Origin of the sequence: Sphingobacterium sp. UME9 (genome assembly GCF_014170215.1) — a bacterium.
Classification (GTDB): domain Bacteria; phylum Bacteroidota; class Bacteroidia; order Sphingobacteriales; family Sphingobacteriaceae; genus Sphingobacterium; species Sphingobacterium paramultivorum.
In genome coordinates, this window is record NZ_LZZP01000013.1 from 155,775 (window position 1) to 179,243 (window position 23,469).

Annotated in this window: 25 protein-coding genes and 1 pseudogene; 20 read left to right on the plus strand and 6 right to left on the minus strand. The window is 39.7% G+C overall.

What is annotated here, in order from left to right; genetic code table 11:
• Window positions 1–13 precede the first annotated feature (13 nt).
• Entirely contained in the window at window positions 14–871 is an 858-nt protein-coding gene (locus A9970_RS19655) for a hypothetical protein (protein WP_182983431.1), read from the plus strand.
• Window positions 872–996: 125 nt separating this feature from the next.
• Here A9970_RS19655 and A9970_RS19660 read toward each other — a convergent pair whose 3' ends face one another.
• The 6 genes from A9970_RS19660 to A9970_RS19685 all read right to left on the minus strand — a co-directional run bounded on the left by A9970_RS19660 (window position 997) and on the right by A9970_RS19685 (window position 6,201).
• Window positions 997–2,394 (minus strand): rhodanese-like domain-containing protein, encoded by a 1,398-nt coding sequence (locus tag A9970_RS19660; RefSeq protein WP_182983432.1) that lies wholly within the window; start codon window positions 2,392–2,394, stop codon window positions 997–999.
• Window positions 2,395–2,405: 11 nt separating this feature from the next.
• On the minus strand, window positions 2,406–3,221 hold the full coding sequence (locus A9970_RS19665) for a sulfite exporter TauE/SafE family protein (RefSeq protein WP_075990799.1): 816 nt from the start codon (window positions 3,219–3,221) through the stop codon (window positions 2,406–2,408).
• A gap of 88 nt (window positions 3,222–3,309) precedes the next feature.
• Window positions 3,310–3,723, minus strand: a complete 414-nt coding sequence (locus tag A9970_RS19670) for a DUF6691 family protein (RefSeq protein WP_182983433.1) — start codon at window positions 3,721–3,723, stop codon at window positions 3,310–3,312.
• Window positions 3,724–4,284 (minus strand): YeeE/YedE family protein, encoded by a 561-nt coding sequence (locus tag A9970_RS19675; RefSeq protein WP_220801666.1) that lies wholly within the window; start codon window positions 4,282–4,284, stop codon window positions 3,724–3,726. It abuts the gene before it with no gap.
• Between the two features lie 83 nt (window positions 4,285–4,367).
• Window positions 4,368–4,808, minus strand: a complete 441-nt coding sequence (locus A9970_RS19680; RefSeq protein WP_083663466.1) for a hypothetical protein — start codon at window positions 4,806–4,808, stop codon at window positions 4,368–4,370.
• Window positions 4,798–6,201 carry a WG repeat-containing protein gene (locus A9970_RS19685; RefSeq protein WP_182983434.1) on the minus strand — a complete coding sequence of 468 codons (1,404 nt, stop codon included), beginning with the start codon at window positions 6,199–6,201 and terminating at the stop codon, window positions 4,798–4,800. Before A9970_RS19685 ends, A9970_RS19680 begins: the two co-directional genes overlap by 11 nt.
• Window positions 6,202–6,607: 406 nt before the next feature.
• On the opposite strand from A9970_RS19685, the gene A9970_RS19690 reads away from it, so the two are divergent.
• From A9970_RS19690 to A9970_RS19780, 19 genes and pseudogenes are all read left to right on the plus strand, one after another.
• The gene (locus tag A9970_RS19690; protein ID WP_088160011.1) at window positions 6,608–7,288 is read left to right on the plus strand and encodes a response regulator transcription factor; all 681 of its coding nucleotides are present in this window, start codon (window positions 6,608–6,610) and stop codon (window positions 7,286–7,288) included.
• Complete coding sequence (locus tag A9970_RS19695) at window positions 7,278–8,660, plus strand: cell wall metabolism sensor histidine kinase WalK (RefSeq protein WP_182983435.1); 1,383 nt, start codon at window positions 7,278–7,280, stop codon at window positions 8,658–8,660. The genes A9970_RS19690 and A9970_RS19695 overlap by 11 nt, the downstream gene beginning before the upstream one ends.
• Before the next feature lie 157 nt (window positions 8,661–8,817).
• The gene (locus tag A9970_RS19700) at window positions 8,818–10,008 is read left to right on the plus strand and encodes a porin (protein WP_182983436.1); all 1,191 of its coding nucleotides are present in this window, start codon (window positions 8,818–8,820) and stop codon (window positions 10,006–10,008) included.
• A 37-nt stretch (window positions 10,009–10,045) separates the two neighbouring features.
• The gene (gene ureA / locus A9970_RS19705) at window positions 10,046–10,348 is read left to right on the plus strand and encodes an urease subunit gamma (protein WP_046674789.1); all 303 of its coding nucleotides are present in this window, start codon (window positions 10,046–10,048) and stop codon (window positions 10,346–10,348) included.
• 15 nt (window positions 10,349–10,363) lie between these two features.
• A pseudogene (gene ureB, locus A9970_RS19710) lies at window positions 10,364–10,660 on the plus strand (urease subunit beta); the annotation flags it as partial.
• 77 nt (window positions 10,661–10,737) lie between these two features.
• Window positions 10,738–12,588 carry an urease subunit alpha gene (gene ureC / locus A9970_RS19715; RefSeq protein ID WP_088160014.1) on the plus strand — a complete coding sequence of 617 codons (1,851 nt, stop codon included), beginning with the start codon at window positions 10,738–10,740 and terminating at the stop codon, window positions 12,586–12,588.
• A gap of 10 nt (window positions 12,589–12,598) precedes the next feature.
• Window positions 12,599–13,093, plus strand: a complete 495-nt coding sequence (locus A9970_RS19720) for an urease accessory protein UreE (protein ID WP_153844875.1) — start codon at window positions 12,599–12,601, stop codon at window positions 13,091–13,093.
• A 23-nt stretch (window positions 13,094–13,116) separates the two neighbouring features.
• Window positions 13,117–13,803: an urease accessory protein UreF gene (locus A9970_RS19725; protein WP_153844876.1), complete on the plus strand. Its 687-nt coding sequence runs from the start codon at window positions 13,117–13,119 to the stop codon at window positions 13,801–13,803.
• Window positions 13,804–13,821: 18 nt separating this feature from the next.
• Complete coding sequence (gene ureG, locus A9970_RS19730) at window positions 13,822–14,442, plus strand: urease accessory protein UreG (RefSeq protein WP_075990808.1); 621 nt, start codon at window positions 13,822–13,824, stop codon at window positions 14,440–14,442.
• Between the two features lie 12 nt (window positions 14,443–14,454).
• Complete coding sequence (locus A9970_RS19735) at window positions 14,455–15,396, plus strand: urease accessory protein UreD (protein WP_088160018.1); 942 nt, start codon at window positions 14,455–14,457, stop codon at window positions 15,394–15,396.
• Window positions 15,389–15,871, plus strand: a complete 483-nt coding sequence (locus A9970_RS19740) for an urease accessory protein UreE (protein ID WP_153844878.1) — start codon at window positions 15,389–15,391, stop codon at window positions 15,869–15,871. Before A9970_RS19735 ends, A9970_RS19740 begins: the two co-directional genes overlap by 8 nt.
• Window positions 15,872–15,913: 42 nt before the next feature.
• Complete coding sequence (gene mutY / locus A9970_RS19745) at window positions 15,914–16,963, plus strand: A/G-specific adenine glycosylase (RefSeq protein WP_088160020.1); 1,050 nt, start codon at window positions 15,914–15,916, stop codon at window positions 16,961–16,963.
• A gap of 19 nt (window positions 16,964–16,982) precedes the next feature.
• The gene (locus tag A9970_RS19750) at window positions 16,983–17,441 is read left to right on the plus strand and encodes a single-stranded DNA-binding protein (protein ID WP_046674796.1); all 459 of its coding nucleotides are present in this window, start codon (window positions 16,983–16,985) and stop codon (window positions 17,439–17,441) included.
• 239 nt (window positions 17,442–17,680) lie between these two features.
• Window positions 17,681–18,721: a phenylalanine--tRNA ligase subunit alpha gene (pheS, locus tag A9970_RS19755; protein ID WP_182983437.1), complete on the plus strand. Its 1,041-nt coding sequence runs from the start codon at window positions 17,681–17,683 to the stop codon at window positions 18,719–18,721.
• 125 nt (window positions 18,722–18,846) lie between these two features.
• Entirely contained in the window at window positions 18,847–19,422 is a 576-nt protein-coding gene (locus A9970_RS19760; protein WP_046674798.1) for a TetR/AcrR family transcriptional regulator, read from the plus strand.
• Between the two features lie 233 nt (window positions 19,423–19,655).
• A complete protein-coding gene (rlmD, locus tag A9970_RS19765; protein ID WP_182983438.1) occupies window positions 19,656–21,065 on the plus strand; it encodes a 23S rRNA (uracil(1939)-C(5))-methyltransferase RlmD in 1,410 nt (469 codons plus the stop codon).
• An 11-nt stretch (window positions 21,066–21,076) separates the two neighbouring features.
• Entirely contained in the window at window positions 21,077–21,475 is a 399-nt protein-coding gene (locus A9970_RS19770) for a hypothetical protein (protein ID WP_182330336.1), read from the plus strand.
• 207 nt (window positions 21,476–21,682) lie between these two features.
• Window positions 21,683–22,435, plus strand: coding sequence for a hypothetical protein (locus A9970_RS19775; RefSeq protein ID WP_182983439.1), 753 nt, complete (start codon window positions 21,683–21,685; stop codon window positions 22,433–22,435).
• 212 nt (window positions 22,436–22,647) lie between these two features.
• Window positions 22,648–23,337 carry an OmpA family protein gene (locus A9970_RS19780; protein ID WP_172462318.1) on the plus strand — a complete coding sequence of 230 codons (690 nt, stop codon included), beginning with the start codon at window positions 22,648–22,650 and terminating at the stop codon, window positions 23,335–23,337.
• The last annotated feature ends 132 nt before the right edge of the window (window positions 23,338–23,469 follow it).

Here is a 23,469-nt window from a genome sequence, read left to right on the forward strand (position 1 = left end):
TTTTACTGTTTTTATGGAAAATCTATATTATAAGCCCTCGGGAAAGGCTCCTGCGTTGGCATTTATTGGCTCTCTGGTCTTAGGTGCAATTAGTGCCGTTGTATTGGCAATTGTATACATCGCCTTACAATGGTTTATTCCTATTATTTATTTTAATGTATTTATTACATTGGGATTTGGTGCTGGAATATTCTATGTTCTTAACTTCTGTTTCAAACAATGGAAATTAAGAAATAAGGGCATTGCAATATTGATTACTTTGCTGATTGCAATTTTAGGCTTTTATGCCCAGTGGGCTCTTTTTGTGTCGCTGATGTACAATGCAGAGGGGACAATGGGCGGAGATACCTGGGTAAAATCGTCTTTTAATCTGGAGGGGTTCAAGGCGTTTTTCTTACACCCTTCATTTATTTGGGAAGCGATGCAGGGTTTAAATGAAGTCGGCACTTTTACCTTGAAAAAGAGTCCGGTTTCGGGCGGTATGTTGTGGGCCGTGTGGGCGATTGAAATGGGTATTATTCTGATTACCCCAATTATTATGGCATTCAGGGGTATTACTATTTATCCTTTTTCTGAAAAAGACGAAGCATGGATGAATAAGCGGACATTGCCGGGAAGGTTAAAATTCGTAGCGGATAAAGATGCTGTAGTAAGCTCCTTGGGTAATCATGATTTTGCCTATGTGTATGACCATCTTTCGGATGAAGAAGAGCATTTCTCTTTTGCCACTGCCGAATTATATGAATCTGAAACGGACGACCATCAGTACCTGACCATCTATAATCATCAATTTACGGAAAAGAAAGGCAAGATGGAAGAGAAGAAGGATGAGATTATCGAATTCTTGCGGATCAATAGAAATAGTCTATAAACGAAACATACTGCCGAGCTGAGTTGCTCTATATTGAATGCACTGGCAGCTAAAGTTCGATCGTATAGCTTGGTTCTTTAAAAAAAGATCCCAGGAATATTTCCCCTGGGATCTTTTTGTATATGTTATTGTACCAATGTTCCACCCTTTAATTTCCATTCATTGATGGAAGGACTATAAATTTTGACGTCCTTAATACCATTTTTCGCCAATATGGATGCCGCTATGGTTGCTCGGTCTCCGGACTGACAATGCAGGTATAGCTGTTTATTTCGGTCAATTTGGTTCAGATTGTCTGCAATTGTACCAACAAAGATATGAGTCGCATGCGGTAAATGGCCCTCTGAAAACTCAGCGGCATTACGCACATCAAGTATTTGGATGTCGGATTTGCCCAATACACTATTCATCTCTTCGAAACCGATCAGTTGCTGATGTTCCAATGGAATCCCCAAATGAGGAATCGTATCAGGCGTAACATATCCAGCGACATGATCCAATCCAATGCGCATAAGCTTGCGGGCAATGTCGTCCAATTGGCTTTCCTCTACAATGAGTATAAAAGGATCCGTGTAATTAAGGATCCAACCAGCCCAGGTATTAAACGTTTTGTTATTCTGAATATTGATGCTATTGGGGAGATATCCTTTGGCAAACTCAAACTTATGGCGTGTATCAATGACAGTTGTTCCTTTGTGGTATAAACCCAGAAAAGTTTCGTTCGTTAACTTGTTGTACTGAGGAACTGCCGTTTGCAAAGGCCGTGCTATTTTGTTGAGTTTTTTCATCATGGCAAAATAGCGTGGCGGTTCGGGCTGTCCTGATAATAGCTCTTCCACGAAGGCTGTTTCGTTGTTTTGGTATTGAAGCGCCCAGTTTCGTATTTTTTCATAACCAACTGTTGAACTCGGAACGGCGCCTAGCGCCTTTCCACAAGCGGATCCGGCCCCGTGTGCAGGCCATACTTGAATATGATCAGGTAGAGCCAAGAAATGTTGCAACGATCGGTACATTTGGTGGGCTCCAATTTCCTTGGTTCCGATCATTCCCGCTGCATTTTCTAACAGATCTGGGCGTCCGATATCTCCAACAAATACAAAATCACCTGTAAATATCATGACAGGCTCCATGGTTGCAGGCGTATCAATCAATATAAAACTGATACTCTCGGGCGTATGTCCGGGGGTATGGATAACCTGGAAAATCAGATTTCCAACTTGAAATTGATCTCCATGTTTTAATCCAATATGTGGAAATTCATATTGCCAATCTTCTCCACCTTCATCGGAAAGATAAGGTTGGGCGCCTGTCAATGCGGCTAATTCTAGCGTACCTGAAAGGTAGTCGGCATGTATATGCGTTTCCGCAATATGGGTTATGGTCAGATTATTCTTTTGTGCAATCTCAAGATAGCTGTCTACATCTCTTTTAGGGTCAATGACTAGCGCTACACCCTTGGCTTGACAACCAATGATATAACTCGAATGTGCTAAAGATGACTCAAAAATGTGTTGAAAAAACATAACGTGTGATTTTAATAATTTACAAATTGAATGAATTCGAAAGCAAAGATTAGGATGCCGATACTAATTAAAAAGTACCCAAAAATACCTTTCAATTTTGCCGCATCTAATTTGTCTTTCCATTTGGAACCAATTTGGAGGCCTATTAAAGTGATTAACGTAAAGGTAACCAATATAAACCAATTCATATGTTCCAGGAACTGATAATTCGCGATCAAACCGAATGAGGCGTTTAAACCGATGATAAACAACGAGGTGGCAATGGCCTGCTTAAGTGGAATTCCTAAGAGTAATACGAGGGCCGGCACAATGATAAAGCCTCCTCCTGCACCCACCAGGCCAGTCATGATACCGACGAGCAATCCGACGAGGACAACGTTGAAAATCTGGCCAATTCCACCTCTGAATCGATCGTGCTGAACCTGTTTACGTCTTCGTACCATTGCTGTCGCAGAAATCAGAATCACAATCGAGAAAAGCAGCATGATGATATGGTTTCTGGAGATCGCTATCTCGCCAAGGTGGAATGACTCTGGTATGGCTACAAGGAGATAACGCTTGGTCAAATAGACCGAAATTAGCGATGGAAAGAGAAAAATGGCCGTAGTTTTCAGGTCAATTTCTCTTTTTTTCAACGGAGAAATTGATCCGACCAAGGCTAATATTCCTATAGAAAACAGCGAATAGTCCAATGCATATTGAGGTTCTATATGAAAAATATAAACAAATATTGGCAATGTTAGAATACTTCCGCCGCTACCCATCAAACCCATTGATAGACCGACCAGAACAGCTAATATAAAACCAGCTATAAATATTAATTCCATTTTCTCTTTCTAAAATTTTAACTAGTGGTACAGGCGTCAGTCAGATTTCGGATATGTGATTAATTTACTGTAAAGCAGCTAGTTAAAACTAGTGCGGCAACTTATTGCGCAAGACACCATAAAGCCAAGTACCCAACAAAGCGAAAAGAAGGACGATTCCTAGAGTCCAATAACCAGCACCGATTAGGGCAAACATTGGTCCTGGGCAAGCGCCTGTCAATGCCCATCCTAAGCCAAAGATTGTTCCTCCGAGCAGGTATCGTGTAATACTTTTGTCTTTGTCATAGAATGCTATTTGCATCCCGTTACTATCTTTGATTTGTTTTCTCTTGATGATTTGTACGATTATAATTGCTGTGGTCAGTGCTGTACCGATAATCCCATACATATGAAAGGAACGAAATTGAAACATTTCGTAGATTCTATACCATGATGCGGCTTCCGATTTGTATACGATGATGCCAAACAATATACCGATGAAAATAAATTTTAATGCTTTCATTTATGCGAAAATTAGCGGGAATAAAAAATGAACCATAATGATCCCACCTAGGAAGAAACCTATAACGGCGATCAAAGAAGGAAGCTGAAAATTGCTAAGTCCAGAAATAGCATGGCCTGATGAACATCCACCAGCATAGCGTGTTCCAAATCCAATCAATACACCGCCAATACTTAAAAGTAGAAACTGAAACAAAGATCCGTCGAAAACGAAAATGGATTCAGGAAGGTAGCCTTGTAGATGGTCGATAATACCCAGCTCTTTTAAGTCGGCAACACTTTTGGAATTAATCTGGCTTGCAGTGCCGTCGCTCAAAAAATTATGTGCAATAAAACCGCCAATAGCTGTCCCGAGTACTACCAATAAATTCCATGACTGGGTCTTCCAATCGAATCTGAAAAAAGAGGAAGTCTTTCCGGCCCCTAATACAGTACACATGGTGCGCAGATTATTGGACATGCCAAAATCCTTTCCCTGTTTGAGCAGCAGGTACATGACCAGTGCAATTAAAGGTCCTGAAATATACCAGGGCCATGGTTGTTTGATGTATTCCAATAGCATAACAATGTTCTTAAGTGATGTTACAAAGGTACATACTGCCTTTGCAAAAGCCTGTAACAAATGTTACCGAAGGAAGAAAGAATTTATAGGTCGTAATATTCGATGTCAGCGTCCTTTAGGGCTTCCGTTAGCAGGGGAAGATCATCTTCCTTTTGAAATAATTTGTTGCGCCAGGTACGGAAGGCTGGACCTTTGTTTTGGTTGATAATGATCAGGTTTCCGCCGGAACGTTTGAGATTCCTGATATGAGAAATATTATTCAAAGGGAAAACGATTGTTTTTTTAGCGTTACTTATCTGAAGTGTATTTTCATCCAAGACCCAAGTCGATGACAAAGTCGAAGACTTTATGGCCAGATACAGTGCTAAAGGAATCATTAAAAGAGCAATAATAATCTTGAGAATTTCCTGTATGGGAACTTTAGACATTCCCATGCCGATCAAAAAGATTGAAATCAGCAAGATTAACATGTATTTTCCACGATGCAATGTCGACAAGTGGAATGTCTGTGGATTACTCTTCATATTTCTTGATAAACTTCCCTTTTGCGTCAATATAGTAAAAATTCTCTAGATCCTCCGTTACAAGCGCTAGCCCGTTTTCAAAAGCTTGGGCATTTTGTAATTTAAATGGAACAACGACTTTTCCTGTGTAATCAATGTACCCATATTTATTGTCATTAAATGCCAGTAGAAGTCTTTCACCAGCAAACGATAGGAACTCATAATCCGTTTTAAGTTGATTATGCCCCGTTTTATTAATAAGCTGGTAGGATTGGTTGACTAGAATTAACGCGAGGTTATCGCGATAATCCGAAATGGTTTCATATTTGGCAGGAAGTAAAACAGCGCCTTTTTGATCCATGATACCCGTATGTTCTCCTTCCGTAAAAAGTGCATATTCTGGGCTAGGAACTGAAATAAAGTCATATTTGGCCTGCAGCAATATTTTACCGTTTGTATCCAACAGTCCATACTTAAGATCTCTCATATAAACTACTGGACCGCCTTCGGTTTCTAAGCTGAGCGATTCATATTGACATGGAATAACTTCTTTGCCGTGTATGTCTATTAAGCCAAACATTTGTGCTGCATCATTTACGATGGCATAGTCTCCTACATAGCTATATATTGCCGTATACTTTGCTGGTGTTAATTTGTTTCCTAAACTGTCCTGTACACCAAAATATGCTGTATTGGAATCTTGATACCAAGATAAATGGTCGTTTAGCGTGGAATCTACAGCTTCTTCAATAGGTTCACCTTCTTCATAATCCGCCGGAATTTCAAAGAGTGATTTGTCGAATGTTATTTCTTCTACCTTGGTCGCTTGAATTCCGAGCCCGGCCGATCCGATATAGAGCGCTGCCCCCGGCACTTTTTCGAGATAATCGTAAGTACCCCAGTATAACTTTGGTAATTTTGGTGCATACCAAACGGTAATTTCCGTTTGTGGATCTTGGCTCCCTGTTAGATTGAATGTTGCTTTTTCGCAGGTGATTCCTGCAATTATTTTCTTTTGATCGGGAACTAAGCTGATCTCAAAATCTCCCGAATAGGCATAATTATCACCCTCGTTTACGGCAGTCTCAATGAGTTTGCCGGTGGCCAGCTCTGTTGCAGTATAGGTTTTATTTATTTCATCCAGTAGAAAAGAGCTGCCTTCGTGGATATTGCTGATCTGTATCGATTTTCCGAATAATAAACTTTCAATTCGCATCTGGTCTTTGGTGATGAAGGCCTGCATTAATGCTTCATTATTTCCAGCCAATATTTTGATGAATTCTGAAGATGCGGTATCTGTTCCCGTTTCAGGATCAGCAAATTGATATGAAATTTTATATAGCTTTTGCTGAGCGTGTCCTTGTCCGATAAGGAGTAAAAACGCCAACTGTAAACAAAGGATAAATTGTTTCATTGTGTGATTTTAAGCTGCAAAAATATTGAAATTCGATTGATTTTTGAAATAATCTTTCGTTGTTTGTGGAAATTCTTTCAAAAATAGATATTATTGTATTTGGTTGTTTAAAACCGATTTTTGGTCTGTACTTCAGATTCAGGTGCTTGAAATAGTCCTATCTTTTGAGTAAAGATCTTGCGTTGTGGACTATTTCTATACCAAGTGAAATAAATGGTTATAAGGACGGCGGTTAAGATAGCGCTCTTGGGTTCTATGTGTTTTTTTACTTGTTTTATAGGTTATTATCATATAATCGTCAAGAAAAAGCGAAAATAATTAAGGAATGTCGCTTTTTGGAAAAAGGTGAAATGTTAATTTTGTATTTTACAAACCTCGAATTTTTTACTGTTTAAAAAAGATACCTGTGGAACTATTACTAATAGAGGATGAACCATCGGTCATATCATTGATCGAAAGAGGCTTAAAAGAAGAAGGCTATCATATTAGTATTGCTATGGATGGTTATACTGGTCTAAAAATGGCGGGATTGAACCGTTATGACCTGATCCTATTGGATGTGATGTTGCCTGGTATGAATGGCTTAGATGTCTGTAAAAACATTCGGATGTCCAACAACGAAGTCCCAATTATTATCTTAACGGCATTAAATCAAACGGAGGACATTGTCGAGGCCTTTGACAGGGATGCGGATGATTACTTGACAAAGCCGTTCCGTTTAGAGGAATTAAAAGCTCGAATCAGTCGCTATAGCCGCAAATCCAAAACCATTACCGAGCAGAAAAATATATTGGTATTTGACGATCTTCAATTGGATAGAGACAGTAAATCGGTTCAACGTGCCAATTCTCCTATTATTCTCACAGCTACTGAATTTCGTTTACTTGAATTTTTAATGCTCAACCGAAATAAGGTATTGAGCCGGATCGATATCCTGGAAGAAGTATGGGGTATGGATGTTGACTTAAGTACCAATGTTGTTGACGTGTATGTAAATTACTTGCGCAAAAAGATCGATAAACAATTTTCACGTAAACTTATCCATACAGTGATTGGGATGGGCTATGTAATCCGTCATGAAAATTAGGACCAAAATAGTTCTCCTATTTTCTATCATCAGCACCCTGCTGCTTGTTGTTTTTGCCATTTATGTGTCTTATTTCACGTACGACAGTCTACAAACCAAATTTTTTCATCGGCTAGAAGAGAACGCCGTGATTGTCGGAGATCATATCGTCCATCAGAAGGATGAAAATAGGGCACTCTATATTCAGGTAAAACGTAAATACCTGAAACAATTATCTGAAGGAACAGACCATCTCATTCGTGTTGTTAAGGGAAGTGATCGAGTTCAATTGAGGCCTGAGCTGCCTATGCCAAAAACATTCTATGCCGATGTAATTCGTCATGGAAAGGGAAGATACATGCATGGTAAGACTGCCTTTGTAGCGGTATTCTTTCAAGATCATCTTCACCAGGAAAATTTGATTGTTGTATCGGAAGGTATTGATGATTACGGCCATGATGAACAGCGTCAATTGGATCGTACCCTGATCACAGGTGGGATTTTGGCGATTTTTTTAATTGTACTGATGTCTTTTTACTTTGCTGACCGATTATTGAAACCCATTAAGGATATCAACAATGATTTAGATAAAGTTGATATCGCACATTTAGACCATCGCCTGTTTAGTAAATTTAGTAATAGCAAAGATGAATTGGGTGTTTTGATTGCGAACTTAAATTCAATGCTTAGCCGATTGGATATCTCGGTTCAGTCGCAACAGAGTTTTATCGGAAATGCCTCTCATTCGCTAAAGACCCCGCTTACAATTATCGGGGGAGAAGCCGAATTGGCACAACAGCTCCTGTCTAAAGAGCATGAAGCTTATTATTCCCTGGAGACGATCGCGAAATATGCGGATAAAATGGAGTTGATTATCAACAATCTTTTGCAACTATCCCGCATGGGCTTCAAGGGGGAAGTGGACAATAAAGAAATTATTCGAATTGACGAATTACTCTATGAAATTTATAAAGTCGAAAAAAGTATTCATAAGGACCTCAAGCTTTCTTTTGATCTAACAGAAATTCCAGAAGATAGTGATGAACTTACGGTTTTGGCTAACCCGGATCTGTTTTTTATTGCCTTTAGCAATATTATTTCAAATGCATTTAAGTACGGCAATGGACTGCAGGTTGGCGTAGCCATAAGTAGCGATAGCAAAAATATTACGATAAAAGTTTTTGACCAAGGGATAGGTATTCCTAAAAAAGACCAGCCACATATTTTTACCTCTTTTTACCGTGCTTCTAATGTCGGTGACATCTATGGCAATGGTTTGGGGCTTGTTTTAGCCAAAAATATCTTTGACCTCCATGGTGCTGAATTGTTCCTCAATTCAACGGAAGGTCAAGGCACTTTGGTCGTTGTTACAATCCCAAAAACTCCTTTCTAATTTCATTTTAATCTCATCCTTATTCCATTTTTAGGTGGCTGTGATATACTTGTACCAGAGATAAGTATAACTCATGGATCTATCTTGTTGTTTCGAATCGAATTATGTTTTGAAACCGCGGGATTGCTTCGTTACCATAAAGGAACAAAATATAAGGATGAAAAAAACACTTTCACTTTTTACAACACTGGGGATTGGCATAGCATCATTGCATGCGCAGGAGCAGATCCAAACGGACTCTGTTCAGGCGCAAAGGAGCAGCTTGTTACTGAAAGAACCCGCGCGAGCAAAATCATTTCAATTGGATGTCCTGTTAAGAGCAGGCCTGCAAACGGACAATGGGGAGGGGGCGTCTCAAGCAAAAGCAAACCTTGATGATGCCCGTATTTTGATGAGCGGGGAATACAATGATAGACTGTCGTATAAAGTACGTTTTCGCTTGAATCGGTCATTTGCTCCAACGAGTCAGGATAATGGATCCAGAGCCTTGGACATGGCATTGATCAAGTACAAGTTTGGCAAGGATCTCAAATGGTCCGTTACGGCCGGCAAGCAAAGTGCGATGGTCGGGAGTTATGAATTTGAAAATAACCCAATTTACGAATATAAGTTCACAGACTATGTCGACCGTATACTGAATCTCTTTGTTGTCGGTGGAATGTTATCTTATGAAGTCAACCCGAATCATTCGTTACATGCCCAAGTTTACAACACGACCAATGATAGTTTTATGGAGCTTCATGCAAAAAATGGTTTTGCTGTAGGTGATTTGGAACGCTCTAGTGTACCAATGGGAGCCTATTTCACTTGGGTGGGTGCATTTATGGATAAGCGTTTTAATACGAAATGGTCTTACAACATCTCTCAGTTTGCAAAGGGACATACTAATCATGCCGTTTCATTAGCGAATAAATTCAAAACAGCAAAACAGATGCTATATCTTGATTTACAGTACTCTTATCTTGCTGTCGATCATGCGATGATTGCATCTTCGGCGATCAACGAATTTTATGTTAGAACTGGCGAGAACCGTGTATTGGCCAAAGATGTGAACTACAGCTCTGCCATATTGCGCTATGATCAATTTTTGAGTAAAAAATGGGAGGTTGCTTTGAAAGGTGGGTATGAGATCGCGGGATCAAGAGATGATAATCAACTCGGTAAGAATTTTCGCCAAAACTGGACCTATTTTGCGGCTTTGCAACATAAGCCGTTTCACAACCAGGATCTTCGGTTTTATTTAGGTTACGTTGGTAACACCGTAAACTATAAGGGCTATATGGATATGGCCAAGAGTCAGTACAACCGCTTAGCCTTTGGGGCATATTTTACCATTCCAGTTTTATAATAATTCCTTTAACAAATTAACAAATAATTATTTTTTTATGCGTTTAACACCGAGAGAAACAGAAAAGCTGTTGTTGCATTTGGCCGGCGAATTGGCGGCTAAGCGATTGAAACGCGGGGTAAAATTAAATTATCCAGAGTGTATCGCTTACATCAGTGCCCAGATTATGGAGGAGGCTAGGGACGGAAGGTCTGTGGCGGACTTAATGTCTTATGGTACTACCTTATTGAAGAGGAGCCAAGTCATGGAAGGAGTCCCCGAGATGATCCATGATGTACAGATCGAAGTTACTTTTCCGGACGGAACTAAATTGGTGACTGTCCATGATCCTATTCGTTAATAAATATTGAATGATATGATTCCAGGAGAATACATTTTAAAAAAAGAGGAAATCAAAGCTAATGTTGGGCACAGAACCACAAGCATTGTTGTGAAAAATGAAGGTGATCGACCGATTCAGGTAGGTTCACACTATCATTTCTTTGAAGCGAACAAGTTGCTTTCCTTCGACAGGGAGAAAGCGTTTGGGATGCGCTTGAATATTCCAGCCAGCACCGCTGTTCGTTTTGAACCAGGGGAACAAAAATCAGTTGTTCTGGTTGAATTTGGCGGAAGTAAGGAAATCCACGGTTTTAATGGATTGACAAATGGGAAGTATACAGATCAATCGGTGAAGACCAAAGCCATTGATAAAATGAAAAAATTGAAATTCAGACAATCTAAATAAATATGGGAGGATGGAATAGACGCGAATGGATTAAAGTTGTAGGGCTCACTACTTTGGGTACTACTGTTGGTCTACATGCGCTTGGTTTAGATAAACTAGGTTTAGATAAATCATCTGTAAAATATGTTGATGGGGAACTTTATATCCCGAGAGACAAATATGCCGCTCTTTTTGGACCGACCACTGGAGATAAGGTTCGTCTGGCAGATACAGAGCTTTTTATTGAAATTGAAAAAGATTTCAATGTTTACGGAGAAGAGAACAAATTTGGTGGCGGTAAAACTATTCGTGATGGTATGGGGCAATCTGCTCGTGCCTTGCGTGATGAGGGTGTGTTGGATTTTTGCATCACTAATGTCATTATCATTGATCACTGGGGTATTGTAAAAGGCGATATCGGTATTAAGGATGGTAAAATTGTAGGTATTGGTAAAGCTGGAAACCCAGATGTACAGGATGGTGTAACCGAGGGCATGATCATCGGTGCTTCTACGGAAGTTCATGGGGGAGCGGGCTATATCCTAACTGCAGGCGGTATTGATACGCACATTCACTTTATCTCGCCGCAACAGATTGAAACAGCGCTATATTCTGGTGTAACTACTTTTATTGGCGGCGGTGCGGGACCAGCAGATGGAACACTGGCAACGACAGTGACTTCAGGAAAGTGGTATATCGAGCGTATGTTTGAAGCTTTTGAAAACCTTCCTATCAATGTTGGTTTTTTCGGAAAAGGTAACGTATCGACCACTAAACCTATCGAAGAACAAATTGAAGCTGGTGCACTGGGCGTGAAAATCCATGAAGATTGGGGAGCGACCCCGGCAACAATTGATGCGGCATTGAAAGTTGCTGATAAATACGATGTACAAGTTGCGATCCATACCGACACACTGAATGAGGCCGGTTTCTTGGAAGATACTGTTGCTGCGATAGATGGTCGTGTAATCCATACTTTTCACACGGAAGGAGCCGGCGGTGGACACGCTCCGGATATTATTAAGATCGCCATGTATCCCAATATCCTCCCTGCATCTACCAATCCAACAAAACCTTTTACGGTAAATACTGCTGAAGAACACTTGGACATGCTGATGGTCTGCCATCACTTGGATAAAAATGTGAAAGAAGATGTGGCATTTGCTGATTCACGTATCCGTCCACAGACAATCGCTGCCGAGGATATTTTGCAAGACATGGGCGTATTTTCAATTATGAGTTCGGATAGCCAAGCGATGGGACGTGTGGGAGAGGTCATTTCCCGTACATTCCAAACCGCCCATAAGATGAAAATCCAACGCGGCCCTTTAGCTGAAGATCAAGGCAAAGAAAATGATAACTTCCGTGTCAAACGTTATGTGTCTAAATTTACAATCAACCCTGCTAAAGCACATGGCATTGACCAATATATTGGTTCGATTGAAAAAGGAAAGTATGCGGATTTGATCCTTTGGAAACCAGAATTATTTGGTGTAAAACCCGAGTTGATCATCAAAGCCGGTATGATTTTGGGCGCTAAAATGGGGGATGCCAATGCGTCAATTCCGACGCCACAGCCAATCATTTATAGGCCAATGTTTGGGAATTATGGTAAAGCAGTTTCAAAACTATGCTTCAATTTCGTTTCGAAAATTTCTTTGGAGAACGGAAATATTCAAAAATTGAATTTGTCACGTAAATGCCTGCCTGTGGAGGGATGTCGTACGGTGATGAAAAAAGATATGGTACATAATCATGCAACACCAAATATCGTCGTTAATCCAGAAACCTATGAAGTAACAGTCGATGGTGTGTTGGCGACCTGTGAACCATTGAAGGAACTTCCAATGGCCCAACGGTACTTCTTATTCTAATTGGTTATTTATGTTGTTAGCAAGAGACATTAAGGGGAATATTTGGGCCGATAGCACAGATCAGAACGGTGTTGAACTTGATTTTTTGGAACTCGAATGGTTTGATACGGAAAGACGTATTATCCGAGGGTTCACTGTTGAAGGCCGTGAAATAGGCTTTAAAAATTTGGGGACGGAATCCTTGTTTGACGGTGATATTTTGTTCGAAACAAAGGAACTGCGCATTGCTGTTCGAATATTGCCCTGTCCTTGCCTTGTTGTACGTCCTAAAAACCTCTTGGATATGGCTCGGATATGTCTCGAAATTGGCAACAAACATATCCCTGTTTTCATCAACGCTGCACATGAAATTATTGCAGCCTATGAAAATCCCCTTTGGGAAACCTTAGAAAGGGCAGGTTTTACGCCGACGAAAGAACTACGGGTGATTGAAAGAACCCATACGTTACGCATACATCAGTATGCCGTAGTCCAGCACAAAATTACCTTGGCCAATGGGCTCTAATACTTAATTAATAACGATTACATATGAATCCATTGTTGACATTAATGCAGATTAATGATTCTGTATTTCCGATTGGAGGCTTCACACATTCCTATGGCTTGGAAACTTATATCAATAAAGAGATTGTACATGATGCTAAAACTGCAAAAGAATATGCACAGACTTTATTGGAGCATAGTTTCTATTACAACGATGCCGCTTTTTTTCATAAGGCCTGGCAATTGTGTGAATCAAGAGCAACTAGGAAAAAGATCGCTGAACTGGATGCATTGATAACCGCTTTCAAAGCCCCTTATGAGATTCGGGATGCCAGTAAGAAATTGGGAATACGGTTTTTAAAATTGACAGAAAAGTTAAAACCGGTCAAGCGTTGTTCGGCTTATCTAAAGGCGATAAATGCGCAAGAATTGCATGGTCACTATGCGATGGCATTTGCCATGTTTGCCCATGCGCAGGAAATTAGTTATGCAGACGCACTGAGTGCTTTTTATTATAATTCTTTGAATGGTATTATGACGAATTGTGCCAAACTGGTTCCAATTAGCCAAATGGATGCACAGCAGATTTTGTTTAAACTACAGCCCTTGATTAATAAATTGGTCGGATTACAGCCCGAACTGGATGATGATCTGATTGGAAATTGTTGTATCGCTCAGGATATTCGATGCATGCAACATGAAAAATTATACACGAGAATTTACATTTCGTAAAAATAACTGAAATAAAAGATGTCTAAGAGAAATTACGTGAAAATTGGTGTTGCTGGTCCTGTGGGCTCTGGCAAGACGGCACTTATTGAACGGTTGACACGTTCGATGTCGGCAGATTATAGTATCTGTGTCGTAACAAATGATATTTATACGCGTGAGGACGCTATGTATCTACAACAGAATTCGGCACTGCCCGCTGAACGTATTATTGGTGTTGAAACAGGAGGTTGTCCGCATACGGCAATCCGTGAAGATGCTTCGATGAACATTGAAGCTGTAGAAGAATTAGCGAATCGTTTTGCGGATGTGGAACTAATTTTTGTTGAAAGTGGGGGCGATAACCTGACGGCGACTTTTAGTCCGGATCTAGCCGATTTGACCATATTTGTTCTCGATGTTGCTGAAGGCGAGAAAATGCCACGTAAAGGTGGACCAGGTATTACGCGCTCGGATTTGTTGTTGATCAATAAAATAGACCTTGCTCCTTATGTAAATGCCGACTTGGAAGTTATGCGCCAGGATACAATCCGCATGCGCGGTGAACGACCATTTATTTTTACAAACTTAATGACTTTAGAAGGTTTAGAAGATGTGAAATCATGGATCAAAAAGTATGCTTTGTTGGAGCCCGTAGGTTAAAATTTATCGTATATGGATAGCAAAATCGTATTAAATGTTGCCAAAGAGGACGGCAGAAGTAGATTGAAGGAAAGTTATCATAATGCACCTTATAAACTAACGCATTATGGCGCGTCAGGATTGACCAATCATTTGGAAATGATCATCATGAGTGCATCGCCTGGTATTATGGATACGGATTATTTGCACATTGATGTTCATGTGAAAAAAGATGCACAATTGAAACTTTTTACACAGTCATTCAATAAGCTTCATCCCATGAAAACCGGAGCAAGACAACATACGGACGTGCATGTGGATGCCGGAGGCCTGTTTCATTACATTCCACATCCAGTAACGCCGTTTAAGGATTCTATTTTTAAGGCAAGCAATCATATTCACTTGGCTGAAGATGCAGTTTTGATGTGGGGGGACATTATTAGTGTGGGAAGAATCCACATGAAAGAAGCTTTTGAGTTTGGTAGCCTGCATACCCAAACCAAGATTTTTAGACAAGGTAAACTGTCCTTTATTGACAATCAGCTTTTGCGTCCCAAAAGTCAGCCGATACAGAAGATGTTATTTTTTGAGGGATACACCCATCAGGCAACTTTTGTGTTCTCGGCTCTTTTTGCGCAAGAATTAAAATATGAATTGGATGAAATCCTAACTGTTGAATACAATGACATCTCTTACGGCTTTACGCAGGCTTCAAAAGATGTGGTTATCCTACGTGCTTTGGGTACTGATGGAGAGTTGCTTTATGACTTTTTACATATGTTGGGGCAATTGTGTTGGGATTTTACACAACATAAGCTTTCTGAAAAGAAGGAAGACACAACAGTTGAAGCTATAGCCGAAGATGAGAAATCGAAGGCGCAGGAAATCACCGTCATTGAACACAGAAAACCTCGTCGAAAAAGTAAGCGGGAGTTGGTGGATGCTGTAGTGGTGGAAGGAACTAACTATGCATAAGGGAAACCTGCACGACGAGATATGGATTGATGTTATCCCTGATTTTGACAAATTGAAGCTGGGCCGCGATTCAGATATTTTGGATCTTTCCTATTATGAAGTAAATAAGCGCGTTATCCAGCGGAAAACAAGAAAGGGTAATCTAGTGCGCATACAGCGTGATGATAGCAGCGCATTGCGTTCAGGGCAGTGTATTTATCATCGCGGTGATTTATTTATCCAGGTCAACATTTTACCTTGTCTTTGTGTATTGTTGGATAGTCAGAATCTATCTGTTGTGGGTGAGTTCTGCTTCGACGTGGGCAATCGACATTTGCCGGTTTATCTCAAAGCCGATGGGCGATTTGCTGTTTCTTATGATGGACGTCTCTATCAGGCGCTAAAGGAAAAATATAAGGGCTTTATCACATTGGAAAATACGATTTTAGAACCTGATGAACAGATTACCTACATTCGTAGACCTATCCTCGAATGATGGAATGTTGGTATTAGCGAAAAATTACGCATTTTTGTCGTTATGAAATTTGGCGAGGAATTGCAAGTATGGTATCGACAGCATAAGCGAGATCTACCATGGCGAGAAACAAAAGATGCCTACAAAATATGGCTTTCTGAAATTATTCTGCAACAGACTCGTGTCGAACAAGGCTTGCCCTATTATGTACGCTTTGTCGAGCGATTTAAGAATGTTGTGGAATTTGCGAATGCAGAAGAAGATGACATTCTTCATCTTTGGCAAGGTCTGGGTTATTATTCTAGAGGCCGGAATATGCATAAGGCCGCTCGAATAGTTCGCGATCAGTATCAGGGTGTTTTTCCGGTAGATTATCAAACATTAATAACGCTTCCTGGAATAGGAGAGTATACTGCTGCGGCGATATCCTCTTTTGCGAACGATGAAGCCCAGGCGGTATTGGATGGAAATGTGTTTCGTGTATTGGCGCGATACTATGGCATAGAAACACCTATCAATTCTACGGAAGGAAAGAAGATTTTTACAGCTATAGCCAAAGAAAATCTTGATCCTAAACACCCGGCATTGTATAATCAGGCGATAATGGATTTTGGTGCCACCCATTGTAAGCCCAAGCTGCCTTTATGTGAATTCTGTATGTTTCGTCCTTCCTGTTATGCGTTATCAAAAGGCCAGGTAGATCAATTGCCTGTAAAGCTTAAAGCCAAGGCAAGCAAAGATAGATACTTTAATTATTTTATCTTGAAGGACAACGATCGGATACTGATGTCTAAACGCGGTGAAGGTGACGTTTGGCAGAATCTATATGAGTTTCCACTTTTGGAGTCTAATTACAGCTTGTCAATTCCGGATGTTCTTAGCGATGAGTGGTTTATTTCCTGTTTCGGTCCCGATGCAGAACTGCATGTTTTACAGCAGCAGACAAAACATATCTTGAGTCATCAGAATATTTATGCGACATTTTTTGAGGTGCGGTTAAAAGGCGATCTAATTCAAAAAAAATCCAATTGGGATTATGTATTTCTAAAAGATTTAGATAAATTAGCTAAACACAAGTTGATCTTTACCTTTTTGGAAAGATCAAATTTTTAACCATTTATGCTTTTAAATTATGTCAGGAGTTAACAAAGTCATTTTAGTGGGACATCTTGGAAAAGATCCCGAAATTCGCTATTTAGAAGGCAATGTCTCTGTTGCCAGTTTTCCATTGGCAACATCAGAAACGTATAACAAAGACGGAAAAAGAGTAGAACAAACCGAATGGCACAATATTGTTATGTGGCGAGGTCTGGCTGACGTGGCTGTAAAATATCTAACAAAGGGGAAATTAGTTTATATTGAAGGTCGACTGCGGACTCGTACTTATGAAGATAAGGAAGGTATTAGACGATATGCTACAGAGGTTGTCGCCGAAACCTTTACGCTTTTAGGCCGTAAATCGGATTTTGAGCCGAATGCTGGTGTAAGTGCTGGTAATACAGCAAACACGCAGGCGCAAAAAGTCGAAGATAAGGAAGTGGAGGTCGATTTTACGGAGAATGATCAGGAGGATAATCCATTACCATTTTAAGCGGAAGAATTTGAGATTATGTAAAAACTTTACATGTATAGTAAATATAGTAAAATCATCGAAAAACAAAAGAGCAGGCAACTATGCCTGCTCTTTTGTTTTATTCGTATTTTGGGGGTTGAAATCTGATAGCTTTCTCCCAAGCGAGTATGCTGTTTCTGTTGCGTGTTTTTTTATGATGCTCAGTCGAAGTTCAAAATTTCTTTTTAGCGGAAATTTTGGCTATGTTTGCTCTAATTATGTTGCAAGATAGAATTACGCAGTATACTGAAGAGATTAGGGCATTTGTGCCAACTTCTTCAGCCGATGTAGAAAATTTCAGATTGAAGTTTTTGGTTTCCAAAGGGATTGTGAAAAATCTTTTTGATGAATTCAAAACAGTTACGCCTGAAGAGAAACGTACTTTGGGAAAAGTGTTGAATGAATTTAAGCAGTTAGCAGAAAATACATTCAAAGAAGCACAAGAAAAGTTCGGGTCTGGTGAGAAGCAAAAATCCCAGGAATTAACGAGTGATTTAACATTGCCTGGTCAAGGTTTTCAGCTGGGGTCTAGACATCCAATCTCTTTAGTTCGTAAAGAAATTGTTGAAATTTTCAAGAAATTGGGTTTTATTGTGTCAGAAGGGCCGGAAATTGAAGATGACTGGCATAATTTTTCTGCGTTGAATTTTCCGCCGGAACATCCTGCGCGTGATATGCAAGATACTTTCTTTATCAAAAAACAAGAAGGTAATGACATTACATTGAGAACGCATACCTCTTCGGTTCAGGTGCGTTTAATGGAAGCCGGTAAACCGCCGTTTCGTGCGATAATGCCTGGACGTGTTTATAGAAATGAAGCTATATCAGCACGTGCACACTGTTTCTTTCATCAAGTAGAAGGGTTATATGTAGATGAAAATGTTTCTTTTGCGGATTTGAAACAAACTTTATATCATTTTGTTCAAGAGATGTATGGCGAAGGTACCAAAGTACGTTTCCGTCCATCCTATTTTCCTTTCACTGAACCTTCGGCAGAAATGGATATCTCCTGTACAATCTGTAAAGGGGCAGGGTGTAACTTGTGTAAGTACTCTGGCTGGGTAGAAATTTTAGGCTGCGGTATGGTCGATCCTAACGTGCTTGATAACTGTGGTATCGATAGTAAAAAATATTCGGGTTTTGCTTTTGGTATGGGAATAGAACGTATCACAAACCTTAAATATGTGATTAAAGACCTACGTCTTTTCTCAGAAAATGACACACGTTTCTTGTCTCAATTTGAGACTGAATTAATATAAATTAATCATTGTAAAGATTGTGGCATCACATTATTCTCTACGATAACTAGGCAAGAGAATAATGTGATGCTTTTTGGTCTTTAAGCTTTGTAGATGACTTTCAACATTCGTACGATCTAACGTATATGGAACCAGATTATATTATTGAATCCATAAAAAGAACAGCACGTGAGCTCTTTCGTCAAAATGGCTACCATAAAACCAGTGTAAACACATTGGCAAAAAAAGCTAAGATTGCGAAGGCGACGGTGTACAAGTATTTTGATAGTAAAGAGATGATCTTGCATGCCATTCTCATGGATTATCTTCGTGCGAGTCTGCAGGATATTTTGAAAACAACCAAATATGAAGATGATATGGCTTCATTTTTGGCTTCAACAATTTTGCGGGTAAGCCGACTAACCTATACGGCTTGCAATGAATTGATCGGTTGGGAGTTTATTCGGGAATCTGCGAACGCACAAGAATATTTAAAAACGCTTTCTGAAGATTTGGAGTTTTTGCTCCTAAGCACATTCATTCAGAATGAAAAAATAAATGAAGCGATTAGCGAAGAAAAGCTGACCTTTTTGATCAAGTCCAGTAAAAGCATTGTGTTTTCTTTTGCTTTTACGGCCGTCTCAGATGCCGATGTACGAAAAAACTTTATTTCGTTTCAGAAAGAGATCCTTCCTTATCTTGTTCAGGCAACAGTTCAGTAAAATTATCCTAAGCCTTTCATCTCTGCCCAAATCGCGGCGCCATCTTTTGAGTATAGCTCTCTTTTCTTATGATTCTCTTGTAGGGGAGTTGCTTTTGCTCATATTCCTTTGTCTCATTGTTTCCTTTACGAAATTACGAGCCTGTTAAGAACCCGTTTATACCAGTGATAATCAATGCCTATAAATAATTTATGCAGATGGAAAATCGGTATAAATTTGTATTTTTGCACCCTATGAGTAGAAGAATTCCGCAAGATAAAAAGTTCTTGAAAGATATTGCCATCATTGATATTGCCGAAGAGGGTAGAGGTGTTGGAAAAACCGAAGATTTGGTTTTGTTTGTAGAAAAAGCTGTTCCTGGTGATGTTGTTGACGTGGAGCTTATGCGCAAGAAAAAGAATTTTGCGGAAGCTCGGGTAACCAGTTTAAAAGAGGCTTCATCTTATCGCGTAGATCCGTTTTGTGCACATTTTGGAGTGTGTGGTGGATGTAAGTGGCAGCATATGACCTATGATGCTCAGTTAAAATTTAAGCAACAATCTGTCGATAATGCGCTGTCGCGTATTGGGAAAGTAGATACTTCAGCGATGGAAAGTATTTTAGGCTCTGTGCAAACAGAATATTACAGAAATAAATTAGAATATACTTTTTCAAACAAAAAATGGTTGACTTCTGTTGATGAAGATTCGTCCCAATTAGAAATGAACGCACTGGGTTTTCACGTGCCTGGACGTTTTGATAAGATTTTAGATATCGATCATTGTTTTTTGCAAGAAGATCCTTCAAATGAAGTTCGCAACAGCATTCGTGATTTTGCTCTTAGTCAAGGTATGACGTTCTACGATCTGCGTGAGCACGCAGGTGTATTGCGCAATTTGATTATCCGTATTTCTTCAACCGGGGAGATGATGGTGATCGTTGTGTTTGCATATCCGGAAGAAGGACAGGTTGAGTTGTTGATGGAATTTGTTAAAGAAAAGTTTCCGCAAGTCGCTTCTCTGTTATATATCGTAAACCAGAAACGCAATGATACAATCTTCGACCAGGATATTCATGTGTATGCCGGTCGTGATTTTATCTATGAGGAGATGGAGGGTTTGCGTTACAAAGTAGGGCCTAAGTCGTTCTATCAAACAAACTCTGCGCAAGCGTATGAGCTGTATAAAATCACACGTGACTTTGCCGATTTAAAGGGGGATGAGTTGGTGTATGACTTATATACAGGAGCGGGTACAATTGCAAACTTTGTCGCTAAGAAGGCGAGAGAAGTTGTTGGTGTAGAGTATGTTCCAACTGCCATTGAGGACGCTAAAGTCAATTCGTCGATCAATGATATTACGAATACAAAGTTCTACGCTGGAGATATGAAAGATGTGTTGACCCCTTCCTTTATCGTCGAACACGGTAAACCAGATGTGGTGATTACCGATCCACCACGTGCAGGAATGCACGCTGATGTTGTAGCTCGTTTGTTAGAAATGGAATCACCGCGTATTGTATATGTCAGTTGTAATGCTGCTACACAGGCACGCGATTTGGTGTTGTTGGGCGAAAAATATGAGGTGAAGCGGATCAAGCCAGTAGATATGTTTCCGCATACCCAACATGTTGAAAATGTGGTTTTATTGGAGTTAAAGAAGTAATAGCATACAATATGGAAGTAGAAGATTTATTTGCAGGATCTGCAAGAGAAGAAAATGCGCCGTCTACAGAGCAAAGTCCATTAAAGAGTCTGCAGGTAGATCTCGATTTTTATAGTGAATCAATCCGCGAAGTAGCGCTGGAGATTGTTGAAGAAGGTTATTCTGACTACCCAATTTTTGTCGCACATCAGCATGAAGTTTCCGTTGGCGAAGTGATATTAGATCGCAAGGAATTGGAGACGAAATGGAGCATAAATGCCTCTACATTGGAAGAGTTTGTAGAAATGGATATTATTCAAGAAGATCGTAAAGCGTCTTTTATTCAGAACTATAAGCCTGCGAAAGACTATATGTGCTTGTTTGTTGTAGTTGCTGAAGGGGCTAATTTTGTTTTTTATCCATACAAATGATAAGCAAAGAATATTTAAACTTTTTTAACAATACAAGTGTCAAACTATTACTACTTTTAGCAAAGTAGGTTAGGTGTAGCTGGGAATTAATAAGATTGAAATAAATTATAAGCTGTTCCTTACGGAATTGAATGTTTGACCCAATGAAATTGTTGATAATTACAATCGCACTGAAACCAATTGGGGTAATTGAAGAGAGATAATAGGATGAAAATAATACAGATACATATATTAGGGCTTTTTTTGCTGTTATTCACCTATTTCGGAGCTACTGCGCAACAACAGCAGAAGGTTTCGGGAATGGTATTGCAAAAGGGGAACGGTAATCGCATTGGAGATGCTGTGGTGCTTAATATGCGCACGCACAGATCAACGTTGAGCAACTCTTTTGGTGTTTTTACGATTGATGCATCGGTAGGAGATTCCCTGTCTTTTACCAAAGTCGGGTATTCACCTGTTAAAACCGTGCTGACCAACCTGAATGAGTTTTATGTGGAATTGCAAGAAGGGATACGATTGGAGACCGTCATCGTTGAGCGAAAAACGAAGGAAGCCGAATTAAATGATGCCATGAATAATTACGGTAAAAAGGGTGTTTATAATGGGGGTAAAAATAAGTTCGGAACCTATCTGGGTAGTCCAGCAACCGCCCTTTATAATCTTTTTGGAAGGGAAGCCAAGAATGCAAAACGCTTTGGGCGATTTATGGACAAAGAGAAGGATGAATTACAAGTTGATCGTATTTTCTCTCGTGAAGTTGTTAAAAATCTGACGAAGCTGGATAGTACAGAATTAGATGCTTTTATGATACGTTACCGTCCATCTTTTGATCTGGCTGAGCATTGGGGACAGTATGATTTAATGCATTACGTACAACAATCTATGGACGACTTTAATGCAAAGGGAAGGCCTAAAGGGGCTCTTTTACCTGATATTGAAGTAAAGACCCAAGAAAAATAAAAACATTTTGCTTTTGTTACTGTTAGCTGTTTGTACCAGTAGCAAAAGGTGATTTAAAATTATGTAGCGTATCGACGTCATTTTTGGAAGTTTTAAGGGCCTTTTTCAGTGTTTTGTAACAAAAAAGTTTATAAAAATATCTTTTGGCACTTTGTTTGATTTTAGTAGAACGGTATTTAATTTGAATATTAAAAGTCTTAGATAGCATACATATGAAAATGAATAGAAAATTGGCTGTATTAGGTTTGACAGTTGCAACCTCAGCTATGTTATTTGGAAGTTGTTCTACCATCCAAAATACAAATAATACGACTAAAGGTGGAGTAATCGGTGGTGTTGCCGGAGGTGCTTTAGGCGCATTGATCGGTGGCAAAGCTGGTAATACGGCTATCGGTACATTAGCGGGTGCTGCCATTGGTGGAGCTGCGGGTGTATTGATTGGTAAAAAAATGGATAAGCAAGCTGCTGAGATTTCTAAAACTGTTGAAGGAGCTGAAGTTACGCAATCTGCGGAAGGTATCGTGGTTAAGTTTGATTCAGGTATTTTGTTCGATTTCAATAAATCCGACTTAAAAGCATCCGCTAAGGATAATATTGCAAATTTGGTAACAACCTTGAACAAGGAACAAGGTACTGAAATCCTGGTTATCGGACATACAGATAATGTAGGTACGTTGGCAGCAAATGAAAAAGTATCTTTGGACCGCGCAAATTCTGTACGTGCATTTGCGGTATCTAAAGGCTTAGCGTCTTCGCGTATTAGAACTGAAGGTAGAAACTTCTCTGAGCCAATTGCAAGTAACGATACGGAAGCAGGACGTGCTCAAAACCGTCGTGTTGAAATCGTTATTGTTGCAGGTGATCAAATGAAGAAAGAAGCGAAACAACAAGCAGGTCAGTAAGCATTTTCAGGAATATTCTCCTGAAATAAATTTATTGATCTTGAATCATAAGAAAGCGTTGATTTAATCAACGCTTTTTTTGTGAAATACAGCGTGTCAGAATTTTTATATGGTCGATTTGCTCCTAAAATT

What these genes read in the sequence shown, in the direction of transcription:
- A9970_RS19740 (WP_153844878.1), top strand. Translation starts at nt 15,389, where the DNA reads ATGCATAAGGGAAACCTGCACGACGAGATATGGATTGATGTTATCCCT.
- rlmD (WP_182983438.1), top strand. Translation starts at nt 19,656, where the DNA reads ATGAGTAGAAGAATTCCGCAAGATAAAAAGTTCTTGAAAGATATTGCC.
- ureA (WP_046674789.1), top strand. Translation starts at nt 10,046, where the DNA reads ATGCGTTTAACACCGAGAGAAACAGAAAAGCTGTTGTTGCATTTGGCC.
- A9970_RS19775 (WP_182983439.1), top strand. Translation starts at nt 21,683, where the DNA reads ATGAAAATAATACAGATACATATATTAGGGCTTTTTTTGCTGTTATTC.
- A9970_RS19660 (WP_182983432.1), bottom strand. Translation starts at nt 2,394, where the DNA reads ATGTTTTTTCAACACATTTTTGAGTCATCTTTAGCACATTCGAGTTAT.
- A9970_RS19735 (WP_088160018.1), top strand. Translation starts at nt 14,455, where the DNA reads ATGGATAGCAAAATCGTATTAAATGTTGCCAAAGAGGACGGCAGAAGT.
- A9970_RS19670 (WP_182983433.1), bottom strand. Translation starts at nt 3,723, where the DNA reads ATGAAAGCATTAAAATTTATTTTCATCGGTATATTGTTTGGCATCATC.
- A9970_RS19695 (WP_182983435.1), top strand. Translation starts at nt 7,278, where the DNA reads ATGAAAATTAGGACCAAAATAGTTCTCCTATTTTCTATCATCAGCACC.
- A9970_RS19680 (WP_083663466.1), bottom strand. Translation starts at nt 4,808, where the DNA reads ATGAAGAGTAATCCACAGACATTCCACTTGTCGACATTGCATCGTGGA.
- ureC (WP_088160014.1), top strand. Translation starts at nt 10,738, where the DNA reads ATGGGAGGATGGAATAGACGCGAATGGATTAAAGTTGTAGGGCTCACT.
- A9970_RS19760 (WP_046674798.1), top strand. Translation starts at nt 18,847, where the DNA reads ATGGAACCAGATTATATTATTGAATCCATAAAAAGAACAGCACGTGAG.
- A9970_RS19750 (WP_046674796.1), top strand. Translation starts at nt 16,983, where the DNA reads ATGTCAGGAGTTAACAAAGTCATTTTAGTGGGACATCTTGGAAAAGAT.
- A9970_RS19675 (WP_220801666.1), bottom strand. Translation starts at nt 4,284, where the DNA reads ATGCTATTGGAATACATCAAACAACCATGGCCCTGGTATATTTCAGGA.
- A9970_RS19725 (WP_153844876.1), top strand. Translation starts at nt 13,117, where the DNA reads ATGAATCCATTGTTGACATTAATGCAGATTAATGATTCTGTATTTCCG.
- A9970_RS19665 (WP_075990799.1), bottom strand. Translation starts at nt 3,221, where the DNA reads ATGGAATTAATATTTATAGCTGGTTTTATATTAGCTGTTCTGGTCGGT.
- ureG (WP_075990808.1), top strand. Translation starts at nt 13,822, where the DNA reads ATGTCTAAGAGAAATTACGTGAAAATTGGTGTTGCTGGTCCTGTGGGC.
- mutY (WP_088160020.1), top strand. Translation starts at nt 15,914, where the DNA reads ATGAAATTTGGCGAGGAATTGCAAGTATGGTATCGACAGCATAAGCGA.
- A9970_RS19720 (WP_153844875.1), top strand. Translation starts at nt 12,599, where the DNA reads ATGTTGTTAGCAAGAGACATTAAGGGGAATATTTGGGCCGATAGCACA.
- A9970_RS19655 (WP_182983431.1), top strand. Translation starts at nt 14, where the DNA reads ATGGAAAATCTATATTATAAGCCCTCGGGAAAGGCTCCTGCGTTGGCA.
- A9970_RS19685 (WP_182983434.1), bottom strand. Translation starts at nt 6,201, where the DNA reads ATGAAACAATTTATCCTTTGTTTACAGTTGGCGTTTTTACTCCTTATC.
- A9970_RS19700 (WP_182983436.1), top strand. Translation starts at nt 8,818, where the DNA reads ATGAAAAAAACACTTTCACTTTTTACAACACTGGGGATTGGCATAGCA.
- pheS (WP_182983437.1), top strand. Translation starts at nt 17,681, where the DNA reads ATGTTGCAAGATAGAATTACGCAGTATACTGAAGAGATTAGGGCATTT.
- A9970_RS19770 (WP_182330336.1), top strand. Translation starts at nt 21,077, where the DNA reads ATGGAAGTAGAAGATTTATTTGCAGGATCTGCAAGAGAAGAAAATGCG.
- A9970_RS19780 (WP_172462318.1), top strand. Translation starts at nt 22,648, where the DNA reads ATGAAAATGAATAGAAAATTGGCTGTATTAGGTTTGACAGTTGCAACC.